This is a genomic window from Streptomyces sp. NPDC032126, from assembly GCF_055580085.1.
The window spans coordinates 1-1591 of sequence record NZ_JBVIMA010000025.1; the positions used below are offsets into that span (position 1 = coordinate 1).

A 1591-nucleotide genomic window follows, 5' to 3' on the forward strand; every position below is an offset into this window, starting at 1 on the left:
AGTCTGAGACCTGATGCCGAGCCGATTGTGGTGAAGTGGATGATCCTATGCTGTCGAGAAAAGCCTCTAGCGAGTTTCATGGCGGCCCGTACCCTAAACCGACTCAGGTGGTCAGGTAGAGAATACCGAGGCGTTCGGGTGAACTATGGTTAAGGAACTCGGCAAAATGCCCCCGTAACTTCGGGAGAAGGGGGGCCACACCTGGTGATCCAATTTACTTGGTGAGCTGGGGGTGGCCGCAGAGACCAGCGAGAAGCGACTGTTTACTAAAAACACAGGTCCGTGCGAAGCCGTAAGGCGATGTATACGGACTGACGCCTGCCCGGTGCTGGAACGTTAAGGGGACCGGTTAGCTCACTTTCGGGTGGGCGAAGCTGAGAACTTAAGCGCCAGTAAACGGCGGTGGTAACTATAACCATCCTAAGGTAGCGAAATTCCTTGTCGGGTAAGTTCCGACCTGCACGAATGGCGTAACGACTTCTCGACTGTCTCAACCATAGGCCCGGTGAAATTGCACTACGAGTAAAGATGCTCGTTTCGCGCAGCAGGACGGAAAGACCCCGGGACCTTTACTACAGTTTGATATTGGTGTTCGGTTCGGCTTGTGTAGGATAGGTGGGAGACTGTGAAGCTTGGACGCCAGTTCAGGTGGAGTCGTCGTTGAAATACCACTCTGGTCGTGCTGGATGTCTAACCTGGGTCCGTGATCCGGATCAGGGACAGTGTCTGATGGGTAGTTTAACTGGGGCGGTTGCCTCCTAAAGGGTAACGGAGGCGCCCAAAGGTTCCCTCAGCCTGGTTGGCAATCAGGTGTTGAGTGTAAGTGCACAAGGGAGCTTGACTGTGAGACCGACGGGTCGAGCAGGGACGAAAGTCGGGACTAGTGATCCGGCGGTGGCTTGTGGAAGCGCCGTCGCTCAACGGATAAAAGGTACCCCGGGGATAACAGGCTGATCTTCCCCAAGAGTCCATATCGACGGGATGGTTTGGCACCTCGATGTCGGCTCGTCGCATCCTGGGGCTGGAGTCGGTCCCAAGGGTTGGGCTGTTCGCCCATTAAAGCGGTACGCGAGCTGGGTTTAGAACGTCGTGAGACAGTTCGGTCCCTATCCGCTGTGCGCGTAGGAGTCTTGAGAAGGGCTGTCCCTAGTACGAGAGGACCGGGACGGACGAACCTCTGGTGTGCCAGTTGTTCTGCCAAGGGCATGGCTGGTTGGCTACGTTCGGGAGGGATAACCGCTGAAAGCATCTAAGCGGGAAGCCTGCTTCGAGATGAGGACTCCCACCCACTTGATGGGGTAAGGCTCCCAGTAGACGACTGGGTTGATAGGCCGGATCTGGAAGCACCGTAAGGTGTGGAGGTGACCGGTACTAATAGGCCGAGGGCTTGTCCTCAGTTGCTCGCGTCCACTGTGTTGGTTCTGAAACCACGAACAGCCCCGCATGGGTCACACATGCGGTGCGGCTGGACAGTTTCATAGTGTTTCGGTGGTCATAGCGTGAGGGAAACGCCCGGTTACATTCCGAACCCGGAAGCTAAGCCTCACAGCGCCGATGGTACTGCAGGGGGGACCCTGTGGGAGAGTAGGAC

Annotated in this window: 2 rRNA genes; both read left to right on the forward strand. The window is 56.5% G+C overall.

From position 1 onward, the window contains the following. Positions 1 to 1395: ribosomal RNA gene (locus ACZ5NW_RS37595) — 23S ribosomal RNA — on the forward strand; the annotation flags it as partial. Between the two features lie 89 nt (positions 1396 to 1484). Beyond that, a 5S ribosomal RNA gene (gene rrf / locus ACZ5NW_RS37600) occupies positions 1485 to 1591 on the forward strand; the annotation flags it as partial.